Origin of the sequence: Daejeonella lutea, assembly GCF_900168015.1 — a bacterium.
GTDB classification, from domain to species: Bacteria; Bacteroidota; Bacteroidia; order Sphingobacteriales; family Sphingobacteriaceae; genus Daejeonella; species Daejeonella lutea.
In genome coordinates this window covers 514,611-533,106 of the sequence record NZ_FUYR01000002.1, presented here as the reverse complement: position 1 = coordinate 533,106, position 18,496 = coordinate 514,611, and the positions used below count along the sequence as shown (strand labels likewise).

General features: G+C 41.3%; 18 protein-coding genes. 8 read left to right on the top strand and 10 right to left on the bottom strand.

All coding sequences use genetic code 11. The annotated features are described in order from the left end of the window. Position 1 precedes the first annotated feature (1 nt). Positions 2 to 1,849, bottom strand: coding sequence for an ABC transporter ATP-binding protein (locus tag B5X60_RS11420; RefSeq protein WP_079702818.1), 1,848 nt, complete (start codon positions 1,847 to 1,849; stop codon positions 2 to 4). A 63-nt stretch (positions 1,850 to 1,912) separates the two neighbouring features. Beyond that, complete coding sequence (locus B5X60_RS11415; RefSeq protein ID WP_221406237.1) at positions 1,913 to 2,905, bottom strand: glycosyltransferase family 2 protein; 993 nt, start codon at positions 2,903 to 2,905, stop codon at positions 1,913 to 1,915. Between the two features lie 61 nt (positions 2,906 to 2,966). On the opposite strand from B5X60_RS11415, the gene meaB reads away from it, so the two are divergent. After that, positions 2,967 to 3,854, top strand: coding sequence for a methylmalonyl Co-A mutase-associated GTPase MeaB (gene meaB, locus B5X60_RS11410; RefSeq protein WP_079702816.1), 888 nt, complete (start codon positions 2,967 to 2,969; stop codon positions 3,852 to 3,854). On the opposite strand, the gene B5X60_RS11405 is transcribed toward meaB, so the two are convergent. After that, entirely contained in the window at positions 3,851 to 5,146 is a 1,296-nt protein-coding gene (locus B5X60_RS11405) for an aminopeptidase P family protein (RefSeq protein ID WP_079702815.1), read from the bottom strand. The genes meaB and B5X60_RS11405 overlap by 4 nt on opposite strands. 161 nt (positions 5,147 to 5,307) lie before the next feature. On the opposite strand from B5X60_RS11405, the gene B5X60_RS11400 reads away from it, so the two are divergent. The 7 genes from B5X60_RS11400 (at position 5,308) to B5X60_RS11375 (ending at position 13,114) form a co-directional block, all read left to right on the top strand. Next, the gene (locus B5X60_RS11400; protein ID WP_079702814.1) at positions 5,308 to 6,708 is read left to right on the top strand and encodes an OmpA family protein; all 1,401 of its coding nucleotides are present in this window, start codon (positions 5,308 to 5,310) and stop codon (positions 6,706 to 6,708) included. 81 nt (positions 6,709 to 6,789) lie between these two features. After that, on the top strand, positions 6,790 to 6,933 hold the full coding sequence (locus B5X60_RS18570; protein WP_317043753.1) for a DUF6728 family protein: 144 nt from the start codon (positions 6,790 to 6,792) through the stop codon (positions 6,931 to 6,933). Positions 6,934 to 6,969: 36 nt separating this feature from the next. Beyond that, positions 6,970 to 7,350 (top strand): RidA family protein, encoded by a 381-nt coding sequence (locus B5X60_RS11395; RefSeq protein ID WP_079702813.1) that lies wholly within the window; start codon positions 6,970 to 6,972, stop codon positions 7,348 to 7,350. Further along, positions 7,351 to 8,256, top strand: coding sequence for an EamA family transporter (locus B5X60_RS11390; RefSeq protein WP_079702812.1), 906 nt, complete (start codon positions 7,351 to 7,353; stop codon positions 8,254 to 8,256). It begins immediately after the preceding gene. Positions 8,257 to 8,280: 24 nt separating this feature from the next. Further along, positions 8,281 to 10,386: an ATP-dependent DNA helicase RecG gene (recG, locus tag B5X60_RS11385; protein WP_079702811.1), complete on the top strand. Its 2,106-nt coding sequence runs from the start codon at positions 8,281 to 8,283 to the stop codon at positions 10,384 to 10,386. A 61-nt stretch (positions 10,387 to 10,447) separates the two neighbouring features. Next, complete coding sequence (locus B5X60_RS11380) at positions 10,448 to 11,824, top strand: M28 family peptidase (RefSeq protein ID WP_079702810.1); 1,377 nt, start codon at positions 10,448 to 10,450, stop codon at positions 11,822 to 11,824. 6 nt (positions 11,825 to 11,830) lie between these two features. Next, on the top strand, positions 11,831 to 13,114 hold the full coding sequence (locus tag B5X60_RS11375) for an MFS transporter (RefSeq protein WP_079702809.1): 1,284 nt from the start codon (positions 11,831 to 11,833) through the stop codon (positions 13,112 to 13,114). Positions 13,115 to 13,152: 38 nt separating this feature from the next. On the opposite strand, the gene B5X60_RS11370 is transcribed toward B5X60_RS11375, so the two are convergent. The 7 genes from B5X60_RS11370 to nagA form a co-directional block, all read right to left on the bottom strand. Further along, the gene (locus B5X60_RS11370) at positions 13,153 to 13,368 is read right to left on the bottom strand and encodes a PLDc N-terminal domain-containing protein (RefSeq protein ID WP_079702808.1); all 216 of its coding nucleotides are present in this window, start codon (positions 13,366 to 13,368) and stop codon (positions 13,153 to 13,155) included. Beyond that, positions 13,365 to 13,544 (bottom strand): PLDc N-terminal domain-containing protein, encoded by a 180-nt coding sequence (locus B5X60_RS18655; RefSeq protein ID WP_407641468.1) that lies wholly within the window; start codon positions 13,542 to 13,544, stop codon positions 13,365 to 13,367. Before B5X60_RS18655 ends, B5X60_RS11370 begins: the two co-directional genes overlap by 4 nt. 90 nt (positions 13,545 to 13,634) lie before the next feature. After that, positions 13,635 to 13,868: a PLDc N-terminal domain-containing protein gene (locus tag B5X60_RS11360; protein ID WP_079702806.1), complete on the bottom strand. Its 234-nt coding sequence runs from the start codon at positions 13,866 to 13,868 to the stop codon at positions 13,635 to 13,637. A gap of 24 nt (positions 13,869 to 13,892) precedes the next feature. After that, complete coding sequence (locus tag B5X60_RS11355; RefSeq protein ID WP_079702805.1) at positions 13,893 to 15,647, bottom strand: ABC transporter ATP-binding protein; 1,755 nt, start codon at positions 15,645 to 15,647, stop codon at positions 13,893 to 13,895. A gap of 268 nt (positions 15,648 to 15,915) precedes the next feature. Then, positions 15,916 to 16,479, bottom strand: coding sequence for a ribosome recycling factor (frr, locus tag B5X60_RS11350; protein WP_079702804.1), 564 nt, complete (start codon positions 16,477 to 16,479; stop codon positions 15,916 to 15,918). Positions 16,480 to 16,599: 120 nt separating this feature from the next. Continuing rightward, on the bottom strand, positions 16,600 to 17,307 hold the full coding sequence (pyrH, locus tag B5X60_RS11345) for a UMP kinase (protein WP_079702803.1): 708 nt from the start codon (positions 17,305 to 17,307) through the stop codon (positions 16,600 to 16,602). Positions 17,308 to 17,331: 24 nt separating this feature from the next. Next, positions 17,332 to 18,441 carry an N-acetylglucosamine-6-phosphate deacetylase gene (gene nagA / locus B5X60_RS11340; protein ID WP_079702802.1) on the bottom strand — a complete coding sequence of 370 codons (1,110 nt, stop codon included), beginning with the start codon at positions 18,439 to 18,441 and terminating at the stop codon, positions 17,332 to 17,334. Positions 18,442 to 18,496 lie beyond the last annotated feature (55 nt).

The following is an 18,496-nucleotide window of genomic DNA, read 5'->3' as shown; positions in this document are numbered from 1 at the left end:
GCTATTCGTCATCAGATTTTATTATGCCTTGCATTGCGATAAGTTTACTATATAAACCATCAAGCTTAACCAAATCTTTATGTGAACCAGATTCGGCTATCTCTCCCTGATCCAAGACGAGTATTTTATCCGCATTCTTAATCGTACTAAGGCGATGAGCAATAACGATCGTTGTTCTGTTTTTCATCAATTTACTTAGCGCCTCCTGAACTAACTTCTCAGATTTAGTATCCAATGCTGAAGTGGCTTCATCAAGAAGAAGAATAGAAGGATTGGCAATAACTGCCCTCGCGATGCATATACGTTGTTTTTGTCCGCCAGAAAGTTTCATTCCCCTGTCGCCAATATTTGTTTGGTAAGCCTCTTCGGTGTTTATAATGAATTCGTGAGCATTGGCGATTTTCGCAGCTGCTATCACTTCCTCTTCAGTAACGGCCCTTCCAAAGGCTATATTATTAAAAATAGTGTCGTTAAACAACAGTGCCTCCTGGTTTACAATTCCCATCAATGCCCTCACGTCGCTCATCCTGATATTCTTAATATCAGTACCATCTATAGTTATCTTTCCTGATTTAGGGTCCATAAACCGTGGAAAAAGATCCAACAGAGTTGATTTTCCTCCCCCAGAAGGTCCAACAAGTGCCAGGGTCTCACCTTTTTTGATAGTGACATTGATATTCTTTAGGATAGCTTTTTTGTCGTAATAAAATGAAACGTTCTTCACATCTATTTCATCCTCAAAAGAGCTTTTGGAAAGCGTATCTGGCTTGTCAGTAATATTTTCAGGAGCATCCAGTAATTGATAAATACGTTCCCCTGCTGATACACCCTGCGTAATGTTTCCAAAGGCTTCTGATATGGCCTTTGCGGGAGGGATGATCTGTGAAAAAAGTATAATGTAAACGATAAATTCAGACCCACTCAGATCGGCTCCTTCTTCCAGTATCAAAGTGCCGCCGTAAAACAAGAGACAGGCAACTGTTATTACACCCATCATTTCTGAAACCGGCGATGCCAATAATACACGTCGGGCGAGCCTTCTGTGGATTTTACTCGTCCACATATTAATATTATTAAACTTCTCCTGCATATATCCTTCCGCATTGAAAGATTTTATGACTTTCACCCCACCTATGCCCTCGTCAATTGTTGATACCAAAATTCCCAGGGATTCCTGCGCGGCCTTCGCATGCTTTTTCAACCTTTTAACAATGGTCGTGATGAGCAAGCCCGAAACAGGTATTAAAATCAGCGCAAAGACAGTTAGTTTAGATGATATGATGAAGAGCACGGCAAATTTCAGAGTGATATCAATCGGTTCCCGAAGAATAACCTGCAATGATCGGATAATGGAATCCTGAATTGTAACCACGTCGGTCATGAAACGTGAGATAAGATCGCCCTTCCGTTGAGTGTTAAAGTATTGAAGGTCAATTTCAGTAAGTTTTTTGAAAATAGCGCTTCTAATATTGGTTACTATTCTTAAGCGGAAATCTTCAATAATTCTGGCTGACAGATATTTGAATAAATTGCTGAGAATAACTGAAATGACGATCGCTATGCATACCCATTTTAAAGCTTCCAGCTTGCCAGATTGTTCTATAATTGACTGGAAATGAAAATAAAACATTTCAGTGAAGTATGACAAGTTAAAGTCGAACACAGGAGCAGTGGCAGGGGCTTGCGAGGCGACTTCGGCTGTTTGATTAAAAAGTAAATCAAAAACAGGTTTAAGCAGCGTGAAGTTTAATAGGCCAAAGATGACTCCCAATATGGAAGTGATAAAAAACGGAATAGCAAAATTTCGTACGGGGGCAGCAAATGAAAAAAGTCTTAGAAACGTCTTCATTAAATGAGATTATTAGTCAAAGTTAGTCATTTTGACGATTACAGGATACCGACGGGCTGTGGCCTATCTTTTAAAGAAGGTAATATTCTGATTTAAAACTGATCCTTGTATCTCACGGGACAGGGCATGAAGACTAATGTCGCCACCGATTTGTTTAGTCAAATTCCCAAGTTTTGATTTTGAATCCTTGACCCGCTTGCCATTTTTAAGAAAGACTATAAATGCCTTTAAAAAGTAAAATTGACATAATATTGTCCTGAATACCAACTCGAAGATAGTCTGCAAGTACCATCCCAAGAGCGATAAACCGTCCAAATGAATCGCATGAAAATACATCTTATTGCGATTGTAGACCGTTTTAATGAATTGCTTTTTTTCTTTAGTTGCTATACTTGTGGATACTCGGTGCCGGCAAATGGACAGGGGTTCAAAATAACACTTCCACCCAACCCTCCAGGCACGTACTGAAAGGTCGACATCTTCCATGTAGAAGGGAGTAAAGATTTCGTCGAATCCAGCTAATTGCAAAAGTTTCTGCCGGTCAACAAGTGCATTGGCACCTGAGAGGTACATACTATATTGAAGCGGCTTGTGTTCGTCTTTGATCAAATAATTGAACGATGTCTTAAGCTTGAAGCCTTCAAACCTTGGGTATTTTGCACCATCCTGAACGATTTCGTCATCCCATCCAATAATCTTCCCCATCACTCCGAATGTATCATCACTAAGAAAGTATTTGAGCTGATCAGCAAAATAATTTGATGTGAGTTTGACATCACTATTTAAGAGAAGTACAAGATCATTCTTTGCAGCGAAGATTCCGGTATTGATAGTTTTAGAAAAACCAGAATTGCTTGAATTAATCAGGAGCCGGACTTGCGGAAAATTGCCTTGAAGAAATTCAACTGAATTATCCGTCGAACAGTCATCTACTATTATAACCTCAAACAGATTTCCTGACTCAGTTAGTGCATCGAATAAGGCTGGAAGGGTATAAGGAAAAAGATGCACACCATTATAGTTTGGAATGACTACGGAAATGTTCAAATCTTTCAAATCTGAAGGTGTAATAAAATTCTTTTATTTGTGCAAACTTAGATAAAATATAGATCTAAAAATGATAACAGTTCCGGAATTGGTCAGTCAGGTAGAATCGAATAATTTCAGGGAATTGGCGCGGGTTCTGACAATAGTTGAAAATGAGCTTGATGGCGCGGAGCAATTATTAAAGACTTTGAAGTTATCGTCGACTCCAGTTATCGGAATAACCGGGCCTCCAGGTGCTGGAAAAAGTACTTTAGTTAATGCGCTGATAAATAACTGGTCCGGAAAAGGCAAAAAAATAGCAGTACTAGCAATAGATCCCACATCTCCATTTAACCTCGGCTCATTATTGGGTGATAGAATAAGAATGTCGGAGCAGTTTACAAAAGACAATATATATATAAGGTCTATTGCAACAAGAGGCTCTTTAGGTGGACTGTCGGCAAAGACAATCGAGATGACGGATGTTTTGCGAGCGTGCGGATTTGACTACATTTTGGTGGAAACTGTTGGTGTCGGGCAGTCGGAGGTTGAGATTGCTGGATTAGCTGACTTGAGTATAGTGGTACTTGTGCCGGAATCTGGAGATGAAATTCAGAATATTAAATCCGGTTTAATGGAAATTGCAGATATTTTTGTGGTCAATAAATCGGACAGGGAAGGTGCAGATACCTTTACCAACAATTTAAGAAATCTTGTTCATCAAAAGTCTGTGGCGATACCGGTCGTACAAACTTCGGCCAACCGTGCCGAAGGAGTCGATGAACTAATAAGCAGTATTGAGGCTCATACCTTTTTAGTAAATAGCCGGAAACCTTACTTACTTGCGGAAAAAGCATGGAAACTCCTGCAGCAAGCTAAAATGAAAAACATTGATAAACGCAAATTGCAAGAAGACATAATATCATTGTCTACAAATCCAGATTTTAATCTGTACAGTTTTGTTGAATCAATGGTTTAGCTTTTAGAATTCATCAGATCCTCAATTTCTTCTGCCTCGATTGGAATATCCGCCATTAAATCAATATTGCCGTTTAGCGTAAGAAGAATATCATTTTCAAGACGAATCCCAAGACCTTCCTTAGGTATATAGATTCCGGGCTCACATGTTAATATATTCCCAGCTTCAAATGGACGGTATCGGCTTGCAAAATCGTGTACATCCAGCCCCAAATGATGAGATGTGCCATGCATAAAATATTTCTTGTACGCGGGCATAGCCGGATCCTGTTTTTCTACATCATGCTTGTCTAGAAGTCCGAGTCCAATCAATTCTGAAGTCACGTATTTCCCAACCTCATTGTGGTATTCGTTCCAGATGACTGCAGGGGCTAACATTTTTTTCGCTTCCTGCATTATTCTTAAAACGGCGTTGTAAACATCTTTTTGCCGTTTAGTAAATTTGCCATTGACCGGTACAGACCTGCTGAGATCAGCATTGTAATTTGCGTATTCAGCTCCAAAATCAAATAAAATTACATCACCTTCCTGGCAGATCTGATTATTGTCAGTGTAGTGCAGGATATTTGCGTTTTTACCTGAAGCGATTATTGGTGCATATGCGTGTCCGGTTGCGCGCTGCCGGATAAATTCATGGATTATTTCAGCTTCAATCTCATATTCACCTACTCCAGGTTTTATAAATTTCAGAATCCTTATGAAAGCATCGCGGGTAATAGCGCAGGCTTTTTTTGTGAGTTCTATCTCTATTTCAGATTTAATGGGCCTGAGATCCCTGAGCAATGGAGCTGCGCGTTCGTACTGGTGCAGGGGATAAAGTTTTCGGATTTCTTCTATGAAACGGATGTCGCGATACGGAACCTCGTGGGCATATCGGTCGTTCTCATTAGTATTAAGGTATATTTTGTCTGCGTAGTTTATTATTGACGGCAAAATCTTCCATAAATCCTCCAGCCAAAATATATTTTCTATTCCCGATATTTTTTTAGCTTCCTTAATAGTTAGTTTATGTCCCTCCCAAATGGCAATATGCTCATTGGTCTGTCTTAAAAATAGTACTTCTCTGTATAGTGGATTAGGACACTCAGGAAAAAGCAGCAAAACAGACTGCTCTTGGTCTATGCCGCTAAGGTAAAATACGTCTGGATTCTGTTTAAATGTATGATTTTGGTCACCGCTGCGAGGAAACTCATCATGAGATTGGAATATCGCTATGGAATTACTTGCTAATTTTTTAGTGAAATTTAACCGGTTTAGCTTAAACAGGGAGTTTTGTACGGGAGAATATTTCATTAGTTCAACAAATTATTAGGTTGAAATACAACCCATAAAGAAAACAATTGTTGTTGAAAAATAATTGGAACAGTATTTGTTAATTTGCACATGTCAAACTTATGACTATTTTTGTGTAAATTACATTAATAAACAATTGTTAACCTTTAAAAAAACAAAGTATGAATTATTCTACAATTAAGAAAGCCGTTGCGTTTTCGGTAGTAGCAGTGTTAGGCCTCGCAGGTGTGGCTGAAGCACAAGACGCTACTTCGAGCTCGGCGAGCTCTTCTGCCAAAGTGTTTGGTGGACGAGGACAGTACAGAACATGGAGTTTAGGAATTAATGCAGGCGTTTTAGCCCCACAAGTTTTTACTGGTGGTACTAACGACTTCAACAAATCTAATCTTGAGCTAGGTTACGGATTATCTTTGCGTAAACAACTTGGACACGCATTCGGTCTTCAGTTAGACGCAATGCGTGGTGAGCTTTCAGGTGAAAATGTTACTGAAAAAGCCGGCATTCCAAAATTCGTTCCTGCTGGAGCTCCAACTAGTTTCGAAACTGATATCGCTTATGCAGTATCTCTTTCAGGTGTTGCTAACGTAGCTACAGTAGATTTCCTCAGAAGAGAAAATAACCTGAATTTTTACGCTAAAGGTGGATGGGGTATCGCTGGTTACGCGCTACGTAGTCCTATAGACCTTAAGGGTAGATATGGTGATGGTTCTTCGGAAAAATATGTACAGGAATCTTTCTTCCCTGTAGGTGTTGGCGCTAAATTTAAAGTTTCTGAGCGTGTTAATTTTGATCTTGGCTACACTCAGAACTTCCTTGATGGTGATAACATTGATCAATATTATGGAAGACCAAGTTCACAAGATAAATGGTCTTACGGTTATGCAGGTTTAGAATTCTCTTTAGGTTCTACTGCTAAACCAAACTTGGATTGGGTTAATCCAGTTGCTTTGATGTATGATGAATTGAAAGATCCAACATTACGTCAAGAAGTTGAAGCATTAAAAGGTCGTGTTGCAGCTCTTGAAGCTCAGGATCTGTTAAAAGATTCAGATGGTGACGGTGTTGCTGATAAATTAGACAAATGTCCTGGAACTGAAGCTGGTGTAAAAGTTGACGGTTCAGGTTGTCCTTTAGATGTTGACGCTGACGGTATTCCAGATTCAAAAGATGCTTGTCCTACTGTTAAAGGTACAGCTGAATACAATGGATGTCCAGCTCCAATGACAGCTACTGCTACTGGAAATGTTATCCAATTCGAGTTTGACTCTTCAGTTTTGAGAACAGATGCTTTCCCAATCTTGGATAGAATCTCTTCAGATCTTAGATCAAACTCTTCAGCTCGTGTTCAATTAGATGGCCACGCGTCTTCAGAAGGTACAAATGAGTACAACATGACTTTGTCTAGAGATAGAGCAAATTCAGTTAAAACTTACCTTGTTAACTCTGGTGTAGCTGCAAGCAGAATTTCTACAAGCGCGTTTGGTGAAAGCCGTCCAGTTGCATCAAATGCTACTGAGTCAGGTCGTATCGCTAACCGTCGTGTTGAAGCGAAAATGCAATAATCAATATTGTTAAAAAGCATATTGTAAAGAGTCCCGTTCCGTTTATTCGGAACGGGATTTTTTTTTATAGATTTGTTCAAGATGTACTTCTTTAGAAAGCCAGATCCAAATCGGCCCACAAATTTTAATTTGAAGGTCATGCATTACATCAATGCACTAGCCATTATTATGTTTGTTGGTGGTATTCTATACAAACTGCTTGATTGGTTTGTACTTTCCAAGTAATCATTGAATCGTCCCTTAGTACGAAAACCTGTAATTATGAAATCAATCATCTACACTGAAAATGCACCGTTACCAATCGGTCCTTACAGCCAGGCCGTAAAAGCGGGATGTATGCTTTTTGTGTCTGGCCAGATAGCGATTGATCCAGCCACTAATCAATTGATCGAAGGAGGGATAGAAGACGAGACTAAACAGGTAATGCAGAATATTGCCGCTCTGTTGAAAGCATCCGGTTTTTCATTTGCAGACGTCGTTAAAACAAGTATATTTCTTAGTGATATGAAGCACTTCAGCCATGTTAATCGTATTTATGGTTCATATTTCCAGTCTGAATTTCCAGCACGTGAGACCGTAGCAGTACTTGGTTTGCCTAAAGATGTTAACGTAGAAATTTCCCTTACCGCTTACAAGCCCTGAGTGAAAGGGGGCAGAGCAAAGTATTTTCTAGCCGCTTTATCATCGGTAATTGTTTGGGGATTTTTCTCGATTCCTTTGAGAGTAATAAAGGGATACCCTCCACAAGACATCCTCCACTACAGAATCTTCACTTCTCTCATCATCACCTGGCTAGTGATCTTGTTGTTCAGGAGAAATAAACTTAGCGAGGAACTGACTAATCTGAAATCACAACTTCCTGGTGAACGAAAGAGACTATTTTGGCTTACCCTTCTAGCCGGTTTTCTAATCACGGGAAATTGGTTCACATACATCTATGCAGTTAACGAAGTGAGCTTAAAGTCCGCTGCCTTTGCTTATATGGTTTGCCCTTTAATTACTGCCATTGGTGGCTTCCTCATTTTGAATGAAACGTTATCTCGTCTAAAAATTATCGCATTAGCAATTGCGGTCATAAGTATAGTAATACTTGGTCAGGGCTCCTTTCGTGATGTATTATGGTCTGTCATAGTTGCAGCGCTTTACGCGTTTTATCTCATCATACAGCGGGTAATGGGAAAGGTTGACAAGCTTAATATGCTGGGTATACATTTACTTATTGCAACAATTATTACTCTGCCCATATTCTTTGCAAACTTTGTTGCAATACCGCTTGATCCACATTTTTGGGTCGTCATCGTAATCATTTCTGTCATGTTTACTGTGGTACCACTTTTTCTTAGTTTATACGCGCTGATCGGTATGCCTTCTTCGACTCTGGGAATCATTATTTATCTAAACCCGATCGTTGCTTTTGCTGTTGCATTTTTCTATTTTCACGAAGGAATTGACCCCCACCAGTTGTATGCGTACTCTATGCTTTTGGCAGCTGTAATAATATTCAACTGGGGTACCATTAGGGAATTAATCAAACGGCCTGCTGAATAAACAACAGGGGAAATCATCCGTACATTGGCAGAACAGATTCTGAAAACACCGATTGAATATTTAAAGGGTGTCGGGACTCAGCGTGCGGACATTTTAAAGAAAGACCTCGGCATATTTACATACGAGGATCTTCTCCAGCATTATCCCTTTCGCTATATCGACCGAACGCGGTTCTATAAAATCAACGAATTACATCCAGAGCTCCCTTCCGTTCAGATTCTGGGGAGAATTGTCACAAAAGACGTAATAGGTGAAAGGCAGGCAAAGCGTCTCGTAGCGAGCTTCAAAGACGAAACGGGTAGTATCGAACTTGTCTGGTTCCAGAGTATCAGGTGGATGGATAAGGTTGTGCAGCCAGGATCCGTTTACATGATCTTTGGCAAACCTTCGGTATTTAACGGCCGGATTTCAATTACCCATCCTGAGATAGAGCTCTACCAGCCCAAGGCTGAAAACCGGGGAAATCTAAGCCTGCAGCCAGTTTATAGTTCTACTGAAAAGCTTAAACAATTTAGTTTAGACAGTCGTGGTCTGCAGCGTATTCAGGCGAACCTTATCGACCAGGTCATTCGTCAGATCGAAGAGACATTGCCGGACCATATCTTGAAAGAACATCACTTGATGAGCCGGCAGAAGGCTTTGTTCAATATCCATTTTCCTGACAATACCGAACTCCTCAGATCTGCAGAAAGACGTCTTAAATTCGATGAGTTGTTCTTTATACAACTTAAACTGCTGCGGACAAAACTTCTTAGAACCCACAAATTCAAAGGTTCGGTGTTTGCAAATGTGGGGGCCTCCTTTAACACGTTCTATACAAGAAAACTTCCTTTTGATTTAACTAACGCCCAGAAAAGAGTTATTAAGGAGATTCGCCAGGATACCCAAAAGGGAATTCAAATGAACAGATTACTGCAAGGTGACGTGGGCAGCGGTAAGACGGTCGTGGCCCTGATGATGATGCTTCTCGCTATTGATAACGGTTTTCAGGCCTGTATAATGGCACCTACGGAAATACTCGCACAGCAACATTTCATTTCGATAAAATCCCTTTTGGGAGATGACTTTGTGCACGTTGAAATACTTACCGGCTCAACCCCCAAAAAATCCCGTAAAACTCTTCATGAAAACCTGGAAAACGGCCATTTAAAGATTCTAGTTGGAACGCATGCACTTATTGAAGATGCCGTAAAGTTTCAGAATTTGGGCTTAGTGGTTATTGATGAACAACACCGATTCGGTGTGGAACAACGTGCAAAACTCTGGCGAAAAAATGTCGTACCTCCCCATGTTCTGGTTATGACAGCTACACCTATTCCCCGGACGCTTGCAATGACCGTTTACGGCGATTTAGATGTCTCAGTCATAGATGAGTTGCCGGCAGGCAGAAAACCGATTAAAACAGTTCATATGTATCATAGCCAGCGTCTGAGAATGTTCGGTTTTATGAAAGAAGAGATTGAGAAGGGCAGACAGGTCTACATTGTATACCCGTTGATCAAGGAAAGCGAGAAACTTGATCTCCTTTATCTTGAGGCGGGTATAGAAGCTATTTCGAATGAATTTCCTCCGCCATTGTTTAATATTAGTATCGTTCATGGTAAACTAACAGCAAAAGAGAAATCTTCCGAAATGGAACGTTTTGTAAAGAAACAGACCCAGATCATGGTGGCTACTACTGTAATTGAGGTCGGAGTTAATGTTCCTAATGCAAGTGTGATGATCATTGAAAATGCTGAACGTTTCGGTCTTTCCCAACTGCACCAGCTGCGGGGCCGAGTAGGAAGGGGAGCCGAGCAATCGTTCTGCATCCTGATGTCGGGCAATAAATTGAGCTCTGATGCTAAGATCCGCCTGGACACCATGGTAAGGACAAACGATGGGTTTGAGATCGCCGAGATTGACCTGCAGCTTCGTGGTCCGGGAAACATAGAAGGGACGCAGCAAAGCGGTGTACTTGACCTTAAGCTGGCAGACCTGGCACAGGATCAGCAGATATTGATCGAAGCAAGAAAGGCAGTTATAAAAATTTTGGAAGACGACCCTGAGCTGAAAGATGAACACAACACCATACTCAGAAAGTATTTCGAAAAACGTTCAGGCGGAATAAGCTGGGATAAGATATCTTGAATTACGAATTACAATTCCCTAAATAACTAAGCCCTAATTAAAATATACTTTAATTTGTAATATGAAATTCATCACCACATTTATCGCCTCCTTATTTCTCTCGACATGTTTATTTGCCCAGAATTCAGACGAGGGAGTGATCAGACAGATATATAACGTTGCACTTATGGAAGGGCATACGTATAAGAACCTCGAACATCTATGCAAGCAGATTGGCCCCCGCCTAAGCGGATCGAAAAATGCACAAAAAGCAGTGGATTGGAGCAAAAGGCTTATGGAGGATTATGGCTTCGATAAAGTCTACCTTCAGGAAGTAATGGTGCCCCATTGGGAGAGAGGTGCTAAAGAGACTGCATTCATTGTGGATGGTACGGCGAGAATTCCGGTACGAATTGCCGCGCTTGGTGGATCAATTGCCACATCGGCAGAAGGGGTAACTGCACAGATTATCGAAGTAAAGGATTTTGAACAGTTGAAAGCATTGGGTGCGACAGTCAAGGGAAAGATCGTGTTTTTTAACCGACCTTTTGATCCCCGGCTGTTCGACACTTTTGATGCATATAGCGGAGCAGTGAATCAGCGTGGACAGGGTGCTGTCGAAGCTGCCAAACTTGGTGCCCTTGGGGTGATTGTACGATCGATGACGAATATTATTGATGATAATCCCCATACCGGTGGAATGCGATATCAGGACGGGGTCTCAAAAATACCCGCTGCAGCAATAAGTACGAAAGCTGCTGAACTACTCAGCAAAAAAATATCGGAAAAAGGGACAGCCGTCAAATTTTATTTCAAGCAATATTGCAGGACTTTGCCAGATGCCCTTTCTTATAATGTTATCGGCGAGATCCGGGGATCTGAAAAACCCGAAAATATTATCACAGTTGGTGGGCATCTTGATTCCTGGGACCTGGCTGAGGGTGCTCACGATGATGGAACAGGTATAACTCAATCAATAGAAGTTCTTAGAATCTTTAAATCGCTTAATTACCAACCAAAAAATACGATCCGTGCAGTGATGTTCATGAATGAGGAAAATGGTTTGAGAGGCGGGGCGAAGTATGCAGAACTTGCTAAGCTAAATAATGAGAAACACATTGCTGCGTTGGAGTCGGATGAGGGTGGATTTACCCCCCGCGGCTTTACCGTCGAAGACTCTCCGACAGCACTGGCGCATTTTTCAAAGTGGAAACCTTTGCTTGAACCCTACAAAGTGAGTGATATTGAAGCTGGCGGAAGTGGTTCTGATCTGGGTCCTTTGAAAACAGCGGTTCCAGGAATTGTTCTGATCGGCTTTAAGCCAGATTCACAGCGTTATTTCGATATACACCATGCCAGTAGTGATGTGTTTGAAAATGTAAATAAAAGGGAACTTGAATTAGGTGCAGCGTCAATCGCTTCCATGATTTATCTCATAGATAAATATGGTACAAAATAGATTTTGATGAGCGATATTCCTCCCGTTAGCACCAAGGCTGACCCATATGCTGCCCTCCGATTTCCTGAATTTCGCTCGTTTGTCGCGATGCGGTTTCTTTTCACGTTTGCTTACCAGATACAGGCAGTTGTTGTAGGATGGTATATTTATCAGCTTACCAAAGACCCGCTTTCGCTTGGACTTATAGGATTGGCGGAAGCCATACCCTCTATCACGGTGACCCTTTACGGAGGTTATATTGCCGACAAATCAAACAAAAAAAATATGCTCATTCGTATAATGGGTACGATGTTGATATGCTCGTCCGCGCTCGCTTTCGTCACGTCCCAAACTGCTGCTGATTTATTGTCGCAGGGAATGATAATCGCAACGATGTACCTCATGATATTTTGTATTGGGCTCGCACGTGGTTTCTATTCCCCCACGGCCTTCTCGACGATGGGTCAGATAGTACCAAAGGAGCATTATCCAAATTCTTCAACCTGGAATAGTGGAGCATACCAGCTGGGATCAATTGTTGGACCGGCAGCTGGCGGATTACTTTATGGCTTCGGTGGAATAACCTCGTGTTTCGTAGTCATCTTATCGTTCATTTGCATGTCTTTGAGTTGCATCATATTCTTTATCAAAAGCCACCCAGCAACGTTTGTCCCAAAAGAAAGTATTTATAAAAGTCTTGAAGAAGGTATACGCTTTGTTTTTAAAAGCAGGATGCTACTGGGTGCCCTAAGCCTGGATATGTTTTCGGTATTCTTTGGAGGAGCTGTAGCATTGATGCCAATCTTTGCTCATGACATCCTGAAAGTGGGATCTGAGGGCTTGGGTTTGATGCGTGCGGCCCCTGCAATCGGTGCTGTAGTAACAATGTTTATCATGGCGAAGTACCCTCCAATGAATAAACCCTGGAGAAACTTGTTGTTTGCAGTTGCCGGATTTGGAATAAGTATTATCGCTTTCGGATTATCACGGAATTTCTACCTTTCACTGTTAATCTTGTTTTTTGAAGGCGCATTCGATAGTGTCAGTGTGATCATCCGTTCCACAATACTTCAATTACTGACACCTGATGAAATGAGAGGACGTGTTTCTGCTGTTAATTCTATGTTTATAGGTTCTTCAAATGAAATTGGTGCTTTTGAATCGGGTGCGACGGCTAAGTTGATGGGTACCATTCCTTCCGTTCTATTTGGTGGATCAATGACGCTTATCATCGTATTTATTACCTGGTTAAAAACGAAACGACTTGTTCCATTGGGTTTGAAGGAAATTAACTCTTCCCCGACGCAGTAGGGGAAAAGCATAAAAACGCTCGCTAAGTAAGTACTTTCTTAAATCAGCTTTTGATATTTCCCCCAAAGGAGATATACCAAACAACCAATAACCGGTGCCAACAAAATCACAATCAGCCAGAGGAGCTTTGTATTTAAAGGAACACTGCTTTTGAACAGGTCCATCAATGTTATTATCAGTAGGATGAACCAGATGATTCCGAAAATAACGCGGATAAGTCCGCCAATAAAAAGGAGTGTTGCTAAAGTTATCATACCATTTTTTGTCGTCTACCCCACAAAAGATAAACTATAGCTCCAAGGTACGGAGCAATTATGATAAAAACGATCCAGGCAAATTTTTGAGTGACAGAAAGGTGTGGAGATCGTAGACTATCAATAATTGTAAACGGGACTAAAATGAGCAGAGGGATTAGGGCAATAATCACCATGATTATTTCCGATGTCCCGAAATCGAAGTTTATTTGACAGAGCATACATTCTTTTTAAATTAAACCAAGAATGTGTAGTTAAGTTTCAGTTTAGGATTGGAGACGCGCTTTTTGAGAGCGTCCCCAAACCAAATAGAGTATTGATCCAATTAAAGGAGCCAGCAATACAATAATGACCCAGAGAATTTTATTGACTGAATCACTAAAAGTTGAGCGCATGATATCGATCAGGCAATAAAGTGTAAGGATTAGGGGTATTCCACCTGCAACAAGGATCAGGATGATCTCTGCGCCTCCAAGGCCTAAATAAAGCAAGTTTTCCATAGGTTATTATAAATATAAAAAAATTTATAATTCCAATTCATGTTTTTCTCCAATCTGCTGGCGCCACATTGCATAGTACAGTCCCTTCTCAGCAAGGAGCTCTTCGTGTCTACCGGACTCAATGATGTACCCTTTTTCAAGCACAAAAATCTTATCAGCATGCATGATGGTAGATAGCCTGTGGGCGATGAGTATCGTGATATGATCGCTGATGACAGACACATCGCGTATTGTCTCCGTTATTTCCTCCTCGGTAATTGAATCCAGCGACGACGTAGCTTCATCAAATACCAGGATATTAGGCTGTCGAAGCAATGCCCGGGCAATAGATAACCTCTGCTTTTCACCACCTGAGACTTTTACACCGCCTTCCCCAATAATCGTGTCCAATCCTTTATCAGCGCGGGCTAGTAAGTTCTGACAGGCAGCTTTATGCAGCACACGCATACAATCTTCATCAGTAGCATCGGGTCTTACGAATAATAAATTCTCTCGAATAGTTCCGGAGAATAGCTGAGTATCCTGGGTTACGAATCCTATTTTTTCACGCAGCTCATCCAGGTTTATATTTGTACCGGAGATATTATTGTAACGCACTTCACCTGTACTTGGGTGGTACAATCCTACAAGAAGCTTGACAAGGGTAGTTTTACCTGACCCAGAAGGACCAACGAACGCAATAGTTTCTCCTGTGTTTGTTTCGAAAGAAATATCTTCCAGCGCATTCCGGTTTGCAGATTGGTGCTTAAAGCTTACAGAGTCAAACCTGAGATTCTCAATCCGTCCTAGCTTAGCCGGATTGGTAGGCTTCTTTTCTTTCGGAGTGTTTAATATTGCCCGGAAATTATCCAGGGAGACTTCTGTCTCACGATAAATATTGATAATGTTTCCGAGCTCCTGTAAAGGGCCGAAAATGAAAAATGAATAGATAAACAAGGAGAAAAACTCGCCTACAGTAATACGACCTGCAAAGATGAGGTAAAGCATCAGCAGCAAAATTCCATTACGCAAAAGGTTAACGAGTGTTCCCTGAACAAAGCTCAAACTTCGTACGTATTTAACTTTTCTAAGCTCCAGTTTAAGGATCCTGTCTGTAACACCATTCAACCGGTTGATCTCCTGATTTGACAAGCCTAAACTTTTAACGAGTTCAATGTTCCGTAAAGATTCTGTAGTAGATCCTGCCAGCGCAGTCGTTTCACTGACAATCTGCTTTTGTACCACCTTGATCTTCTTACTTAACACGGAGCTTATAAAACCTAGAATTGGGATCACTGACATGTAAACTACAGCTATTGACCAGTGGATATTTATAGCATAGATAAAAACGAATGTCACTCCCACTAATGAGGTGAAGACAATGTTTATAAATGCTGTGATTAGCTTTTCGGTATCGGTACGTACTTTTTGCAATACCCCAAGGGTTTCTCCACTGCGCTGGTCTTCGAATACAGAGTAAGGGAGCTCCAGAGAGTGTGCCAGCCCGTCTGAGTAAATTTTTGCCCCAAGGCGTTGTGTGATCACATTAACATAGTAATCCTGGAAATTCTTTGCTATCCGCGATACCATAGCAACGCCCATTGCCGCAAGAATTAATAAACCTGCACCCTGGAAGAACTCCTGCGTTGTATATTCCTTGTACCGGGTGACATATGTGTCAATGATCTTACGGAAGATCCATGGATCAAGGAGGGAAAATATTTGGTTAATAGCAGCCAGAAGGAGCGCCAGAACCAGTAGCCCTTTATAGTTTTTTAAGTACTCGCGTAGTAGTTTCATTTATATATTTTTTATCCGTGAGGATATGTTGTTAAAGTTCAGGGTGTTAAAGGTGGGGAAAAAAGTATCAAGTATCAAGAATCAAAATCAGGAACCAAGAACCAAGAGTCAAGAACTAAGACATTTCTGTCGCTGAAATGACACGGTCTCGGTAGTATCACGTGAGGTGGAAGTACTGATTCTTGGTTCCTGGCGCTTGTTTCCCCAAAATTAAAAAAGGGAACAAGCTTTACCCTCATTCCCTTTCTTTTTTACAATCAGATTAATATTAAACCGTCATGATGTCTTTTTCTTTTGCTTCCATCAGCTTATCAATCCTCACGATGTTCGCATCGGTGAGTTTTTGAACTTCACCCTCACCAGTTTTTATTTCGTCGTCTGAAACACCTTCAGATTTGGTGCGTTTTATCTTCTCGTTAGCATCTTTACGAATATTCCGGACGGCTATTCTTCCCCTTTCGGCTTCCTCTTTCACTTTTTTTACAAGCTCGCGCCGGCGCTCTTCGGTTAACGGGGGAACATTTAAGCGTATCACAACCCCGTCATTTTGAGGATTCAATCCAATATTCGCTTCCATAATAGCCCGCTCAATTGGGATAAGCATTGTTTTTTCCCAAGGCTGCACAACCAGAGTACGGGCATCCGGTGTATTTACGGTACCAATCTGATTAAGGGCAGTTGGAGTACCATAGTAATCTACAAATATTCCATCAAGCATCGATGGCATGGCCTTTCCGGCACGGATCTTAACCAGCTCGTTATCGCAGAAGTCTATGGCTTTATCCATGTGCGTTCTGGCATCGTCTAATTGTTTTTTTATAAGGTCGTTCATAATGGTACAGTTCGATCTGTAAAAATAAATAAAATCTTCAGCAATGAGCAACGAGATGCGAGCAGCGAGCTTCCGGCCTATCGGATAAAACAAGTCTGTCGGTCATACACGTTGGTATAGTTATCCTCTTACTAATGTCCCAATTGGTTCCCCGTCAGCTATCCGCTTAAAATTGCCGGGTTTGTTCATATCAAAGACGATAATCGGTAAATTGTTTTCCTGGCAAAGCGTGATGGCTGTCATATCCATGACGTTAAGGCTTTTTTCATAAACATCAGTAAAGGATATTTCGTCAAAGCGAGTGGCAGTTGGGTCTTTTAAAGGATCTGCTGTGTAAATACCATCCACGCGTGTTCCTTTCATTACCACATCCGCATTGATTTCCACGGCTCTTAATGAAGCGGCAGTGTCTGTTGTGAAATATGGGTTTCCAGTACCTGCACCAAAAATCACGATCCTTCCTTTTTCAAGGTGACGAACGGCGCGGCGGCGAATAAATGGTTCGCAAATCTGCTCCATTTTAATAGCCGTTAATAATCGGGTTTTGACACCTGTTTTCTCAAGAGCATCCTGTAATGCCATGCTGTTGATAACAGTAGCAAGCATTCCCATGTAATCAGCCTGAACCCTGTCCATTCCAGCTTTTTCAGCACTCAATCCCCGGTAAATATTTCCGCCGCCAATTACAATAGCTATCTCAATCCCCTGGGCATGAACTTCAGTGATGTCTTTTGCATATTGGGCAACACGGTCGATATCAATTCCGTATTGCTTTTCACCCATTAATGACTCACCGCTTAATTTTAACAGGATACGTTTGTAGTTCATGAAGAGTATGTTTTTATAAAGTTATTAAATTAATTTCCCCGCAAGGTATGTGCTGTGCTGTTTAAAATCATTATCGAATACAATGATATTCGCATCGTAACCAGGTTTTAACAAACCGACCTTGTGTCCTTTCAAAAGCTCCGCAGGGTAAGTTGATGCCATTCTTAATGCTTCTTCAAGTGTGATCCCCACCTTTTTAACACAGTTTTCTACTGCTTTAAGCATGGTCAAACAAGAACCTGAAAGGGTGCCGTCAGGCATTGTATACCTGTCGCCCGTAAATACGTGCTGGTAAATACCCTGTTTTGCCTCAGTTACGGCATCAGTTATCAGAAATAAACGGTTACCTAATTCCTTTTTAGCTAACTCGATCATCGGAAAACCAACGTGTATACCATCAGCTACAACACTTGTATATGGTTTAAGTTTGAAGATAGCAGGTACCAGGCCAGGTTCCCTGTGGTGGATTGGCGGCATGGCATTATATAGGTGAGTGGCAGCATGCACCGGCTTATTCAAAAAGGCCAAAGCTTGTTCATAGGTTGCGTCACTATGACCAGCAGAAATGATAATGTCCTTAGAATTAAGATAATCGATCACTTCCTGATCCTGGAGCTCAGGTGCTATGGTCATCATCCTCAGCTCACCCTCAGCCCGTTCAACCCAGCTTTTTATCTCAGCAAGAGTACCTTTTTTAATATATTTCTCCGGATGAGCTCCTTTGCGTTTTGGATTCAGATAAGGACCTTCGAGATGGAGGCCAAGGTAATTACCTTTAGCGCTTTTCCGGTATGCTTTAGCCGCGTCAATGGCCTGGATTACTACCTCATCACTGTTTGTTGCAGAAGTTGCCATGAAACCTGTAGTACCTTGGGCAAGAAGATCATTCTCCAGTTGCTCAAGCCCTTCGACATCGGGAATAGCACCGAATAGTTTGCCGCCGCTTCCGTAAATCTGGAGATCGATTAACCCCGGTGCAACATTCAAACCGTTGAGATCAATAATTTCGAAACCCTCCGGAACTTCAGAATTATTAACAATGGAACTGATCAATCCTTCCTTGATCAGGAGGGCTTTACTATCAAACCGTTCTGTTCCCGTAAATAATGCAGCGTTTATGAGGGCAATATTCATAGCACAAAAATATTTAGGCAAAAAAAATCCTCTCCGTTTCGGGAGAGGATTTTAA